Raw genomic sequence first — 4,571 nt, forward strand, 5'->3', positions numbered from 1 at the left:
CCCGCCGCGCGGCGGGCGTCGCGGGCGCTAGGCGCCCGACCGGCCGGGACCTCGCGCCGGGGCCGGCTCAGGACGTGCCGCGCTCCGCCTGCAGGTCGGCGACCACGCGGGCGACGTACGCGCCCCAGCGCCGGTACATGGACGAGTAGCGGAACTCGCCGCCCTCGAAGTCGACGGGCCCCGCGTCCGGCAGCTTCACCGACACCGCCTGCGGGAACCGGCCGCAGACCTCGGCCTTCCGCTCGGAGAGGTGCATCGCGTGGTCGCGGAAGAGGCCGCGCACGAACGCGCCGGCCTCCACGTACTGCGACACCTGGGGCACGTCCGACACGAGCACGAGCGAGTTGTCGGCGGTCTGCTCCACGAGGTGGTCGAGGAGGTCCTCCAGCCGGTGCACCCACGGCGTGGTGCGCGCGAGCTCGAGCGCGTCCGCGACCCCGGGCATGACGACCACGACGTCGTAGCGGTGCAGCTCGGTGACCTGCCGCACGGCGTCCTGCGTGGCCGCCATGTGCTGGTCGGCGAGCGGGACCGTGCGCCACTCGACGCCCCGCCCCGTGAGCTCGGCGAGGGACGTCGCCGTCCGGGCCGCGACGCCGTCCGCGTGCGTGCGCAGCCCGACGCCGGATCCGCCGATGCCGCCGAGCGCCAGGATGCGGTCGGGATCGGGGCCCGGGACCACGCCGACGGGCGCGTCCGTCGGGACGGTCGCGGTCAGCGGAGTGGGGATGCCCCCGCGGAGGCCGGCGGCCACGAACGGGCGCACGGCCTGGTGCAGGATGCGGATCGGCGGGGTCATGGGCTCCTGGGGATCGAGGGGCGTGGAACCATCATGCGCCCGAGCACCCCCGTTGTCGGACGCCGAGCCTATCGTCGTCCCCGAGCGCGGCCGGGCGCTCGCCCCCGTCCCGACACCAGGAGCACCGATGTCCCGCGAGCCCGAGCCCCTCATCCACCACCCGCACGCCCGCTTCCACCAGGGCGCCTGGCGCGTGCAGGTCGCATCCCAGCCCGTGCTCGGGTACGTCGTGCCCACCGTGCGCGCGGCCGGGGCCGAGCCCGTCTTCGAGGTCTACGCCGACGCGGTCGACGCGTCGGGCCGCCGGGTCTGGGTGTCCACCGCCGTCACGCTGGAGGACGCCGTCGCGTGGATGCGCGAGCACGACATGGAGCTGCTGTCCTTCGCGGGCGAGCACGCGCGTCGCCGCCGCGAGCTCATCGCGGGCATGATGCCGACGCACTACTGACGGCACCGCGCGTCAGGGGTTCGTGAGCCAGTACGCGATGAGGAGCATGGTCACCACGAAGCCGGAGAGGAAGTTGAGGCCGAGGAAGCGGCGCCAGCCGCGGTTGGCGGCCTCCGCGTCCTCGTCGCGGATCGACCAGAAGGGCGCCGTGCTGAGGATGTACGGGATGACGAGGACGGCCGCGATGATGCCCGGCAGACCCGTGAAGAGCATCGCCACCCCGGCTGCCGCGTACGCGAGCACGGCGATCCGCACGGTCGCGGCGCCGCCGAGCACGGTCGCGATGGACGAGATGCCGCCCTCGCGGTCGGCCACGATGTCCTGCACCGCGCCGAACGCGTGCGAGGCGACGCCCCACAGGAAGAACGCGGCGAGGATCGCCCACAGCGCGGGCGTGAACGCGCCGCCCGCGAGGACGATGCCGTAGACGGCGGGCGAGGTGAAGTGCGTGCTCGACGTGAGCGAGTCGAGCACGGGCCGCTCCTTGAAGCGGAGGCCCTTCAGCGAGTACGCGACGACCGCGAGGACGCTTACCGCGAGCACCGCGATGCTCGCCGCGGAGCCCACCGCCACCAGGTAGGCGAGGAACGGCACGTTGGTGACGAGCACGGCGATGAGGACGGGCCGGTGCATCGCCCGCGCCAGGACCGCGCCCTCGACGCCGCCCTTCCGCGGGTTCCGCATGTCGGACTCGTAGTCGAAGACGTCGTTGATGCCGTACATCGCGAGGTTGTACGGGATGAGGAAGTAGAGCGTGCCGAGCACGGCCGTGAGGTCGAGCTCGCGCGTGACCGTGAGGTACGCGGCCGCGAAGGGGAACGCCGTGTTCACCCAGGAGAGCGGGCGCGACGACAGCGCGATGGTGCGGAGCGCCCGGGCCGCACCCGGGCGCACGCGCACGTCACCCATGGGCTTCGATCCCCGACACGCGGCGCCGCCGGCGCAGCAGGTACCAGACGGCCGGCAGCAGCACGAGGGCGGCGATCGCGTACGCGAAGTCCTCGATGGGCGCGTTGAGGAGGATGAGGCCGACGAGCTTGTCGGGGTCGTAGCCGACGAGGCCCACCTCGATCATGATGTTGTCGAAGACCAGCGTCATCGCGAGCAGGATCACGACCGGCATCCGGCGGTACCAGTAGTACTCGGGGTAGTCGAAGCGGCTCGACCCGTACGGCACGGCGGCGGCCTCGCGCAGGAGCAGGCGGCGGAACAGGAACCCGACGACCGCGACGGGCAGCAGGAACAGCAGGTCGAGCACGAGGTAGCTCATCGGTTCGCCCGCTCCCGGGCCCGGGCGACGTGGTGGTCGGCGAGGCGGCTGAACCCGTTGACGAGGTTCATCGTGAGGTAGCAGAGCAGCGTGAGGAAGAAGACCTCCTCGAGCGGCAGCTCCGGGCCGACGAGGATCCCGGTCATGAACGAGGTCTCCCCCCGGAAGAAGATGCCCTGCGAGATGCCGGCGATGTCCCACAGCAGGAAGAACGCCACGCCGATGGCCGTCGTGAGCGCCGCGGCCATCGGGTCCCGCCAGAAGAACAGGCGCCAGCGACGGTCGATGAGCATCATGCAGCCGATGGTGAGGAGCAGTGCCGCGAGGTAGAGGAGGCCCATCACACCACCGGGCGGCCGACCGTGGGCACGAGCGGCTCGGCGCCCGGGCCGGTGGACGTGTCGCCTCGGAGGCGCTTCACGAGGATCTCGGCGCTGATGAGGCACATGGGCAGGCCGATGCCGGGAATGGTGGATCCGCCCGCGTAGTGCAGACCGTCGACGCGCTTGCTCGTGTTGCCGGCACGGAACATGGCCGACTGGGTGAGCGTGTGGGCGGGCCCGAGGATGGTGCCCTTCCACGAGTGCAGGTCGGCGGCGAAGTCGCCGGGGCCCGATGTGCGGCGGAGGACGATGCGCTCGGCGAGGTCGGGGATGCCGGCCCAGTCGGAGATCTGCTGGATGGCGCGGTCGGCGATCTCCTCCACGCGCGCGTCGCCGGCGCCGTCGATGCCGCCGCGGCCGATGGTCGGGTCGGCGGGGATCGGCACGAGGATGAAGACGTTCTCGTGGCCCTCCGGCGCGACCGAGCCGTCGGTGGCGCTGGGCTTGCAGACGTAGATGCTCGCGGGATCCGGCACCGAGGTCGTGCCGCCCTTCGGCGGGAAGATGCGGGAGAAGTTCTCGTCCCAGTCCTCCGTGAACAGCAGCGTGTGGTGGTGCAGCTCGGGCAGCTCGCCGCGGACGCCGAGGTACACGAGCACGGCGCCGGGCCCGGCGGTGCCCTTGTCCCAGTACGACTGCGGGTACGTGCGGAACGCCTCGGGGACGAGCTCGGTCTCGGTGTGGTGCAGGTCGGCGGTGGAGACGACCACGTCGGCCTCGAGCGTCTCGGTGCCGGCGTCGGTCGTGATCTGCACGCCGCGCGCCCGCGCCCGTCCGGCCGTCGTCGGCTCCGTGACGATGCGCGAGACGGGCGACGAGGTGCGGATCTCCACGCCCTCCGCGCGGGCCAGCCGCTCGATGGCCTCGATGACCGTGATGAGGCCGCCCTGCGGGTAGAGCACGCCGTCCTCGAGGTCGAGGTGGCTCATCAGGTGGTACATGCTCGGCGCGAGCTTCGGCGAGGAGCCGAGGAAGACGGCCGGGTAGCCGAGGATCTGGCGGAGGCGGCGGTCCTGCACGTAGCGGGCCACGTGCGTCTCGAGCGGGGTGAGCAGCAGCTTCGCGAGCGTGCCCGTGCGGGTGACGACGTCGCGCCTCAGCAGCGGCCGGTAGTCGGCGAAGGTCGTGTAGAGGAAGCGCTTCTTGGCGACCTCGTAGACGTCCTTCGCGGAGTCGAGGTAGCGGGCCATGGCGGGGCGGGATCCGGGCTCGACGCTCTCGAACAGGTCGAGGTTCGCCTCGCGGGAGTCGCGGATGTCGATGGGGTCCGGGTCGCCCTCGAAGAGCACCCGGTAGCCGGGGAGGCGCACCAGGTCGAGCTGCTCGGCGGCGCTCGACCCCATGAGCCGGAAGAAGTGGTCGAACACCTCGGGCATGAGGTACCAGCTGGGGCCGAGGTCGAAGCGGAAGCCGTCCCTCTCCCACGACCCGGCGCGGCCGCCGACGTCGTCGCGGCCCTCGACGAGGGTGACGCGGTACCCGTCGCGGGCGAGGAGCGCGGCGGAGGCGAGGCCGGCGATCCCGCCGCCGATCACGATGGCGGTGGGTGCGGTCATGGCGCTCTCCTGCTGCTCGGGGTCGGACGGGGCGGGGACGGGGCGCGCGGCGCGGGGTCCGCGGGCACGGCGGACGAGTCGGCCGTCGAGGCCGGAGGGCTCGGCGCCCGTGGCG

General features: G+C 72.6%; 6 protein-coding genes. 1 reads left to right on the forward strand and 5 read right to left on the reverse strand.

Translation table 11 applies throughout. From position 1 onward, the window contains the following. Window positions 1–67 precede the first annotated feature (67 nt). The gene (locus tag Q6969_RS13075; RefSeq protein WP_317230824.1) at window positions 68–799 is read right to left on the reverse strand and encodes a hypothetical protein; all 732 of its coding nucleotides are present in this window, start codon (window positions 797–799) and stop codon (window positions 68–70) included. A 127-nt stretch (window positions 800–926) separates the two neighbouring features. Here Q6969_RS13075 and Q6969_RS13080 point away from each other — a divergent pair, with 127 nt between their 5' ends. Beyond that, entirely contained in the window at window positions 927–1,247 is a 321-nt protein-coding gene (locus Q6969_RS13080) for a hypothetical protein (RefSeq protein ID WP_317230825.1), read from the forward strand. A gap of 12 nt (window positions 1,248–1,259) precedes the next feature. On the opposite strand, the gene Q6969_RS13085 is transcribed toward Q6969_RS13080, so the two are convergent. The 4 genes from Q6969_RS13085 to crtI form a co-directional block, all read right to left on the reverse strand. Then, window positions 1,260–2,156, reverse strand: coding sequence for a prenyltransferase (locus Q6969_RS13085; protein WP_317230826.1), 897 nt, complete (start codon window positions 2,154–2,156; stop codon window positions 1,260–1,262). Then, window positions 2,149–2,517 carry a lycopene cyclase domain-containing protein gene (locus Q6969_RS13090; protein WP_317230827.1) on the reverse strand — a complete coding sequence of 123 codons (369 nt, stop codon included), beginning with the start codon at window positions 2,515–2,517 and terminating at the stop codon, window positions 2,149–2,151. The genes Q6969_RS13085 and Q6969_RS13090 overlap by 8 nt, the downstream gene beginning before the upstream one ends. Further along, window positions 2,514–2,858, reverse strand: coding sequence for a lycopene cyclase domain-containing protein (locus tag Q6969_RS13095; protein ID WP_094116772.1), 345 nt, complete (start codon window positions 2,856–2,858; stop codon window positions 2,514–2,516). Before Q6969_RS13095 ends, Q6969_RS13090 begins: the two co-directional genes overlap by 4 nt. Next, window positions 2,858–4,571, reverse strand: a 1,714-nt coding sequence (gene crtI, locus Q6969_RS13100) for a phytoene desaturase family protein (protein ID WP_317230828.1), incomplete at its 5' end; no start/stop codon positions are given. The genes Q6969_RS13095 and crtI, both read right to left, overlap by 1 nt.

The sequence above is a fragment of the Clavibacter sp. MX14-G9D genome (assembly GCF_032917815.1).
GTDB lineage: Bacteria > Actinomycetota > Actinomycetes > Actinomycetales > Microbacteriaceae > Clavibacter > Clavibacter michiganensis_K.

Bases quoted from the DNA above. Each gene is read 5' to 3' on its own strand.
- Q6969_RS13085 (WP_317230826.1), bottom strand. From the start codon at position 2,156: ATGGGTGACGTGCGCGTGCGCCCGGGTGCGGCCCGGGCGCTCCGCACC.
- Q6969_RS13090 (WP_317230827.1), bottom strand. From the start codon at position 2,517: ATGAGCTACCTCGTGCTCGACCTGCTGTTCCTGCTGCCCGTCGCGGTC.
- Q6969_RS13075 (WP_317230824.1), bottom strand. From the start codon at position 799: ATGACCCCGCCGATCCGCATCCTGCACCAGGCCGTGCGCCCGTTCGTG.
- Q6969_RS13080 (WP_317230825.1), top strand. From the start codon at position 927: ATGTCCCGCGAGCCCGAGCCCCTCATCCACCACCCGCACGCCCGCTTC.
- Q6969_RS13095 (WP_094116772.1), bottom strand. From the start codon at position 2,858: ATGGGCCTCCTCTACCTCGCGGCACTGCTCCTCACCATCGGCTGCATG.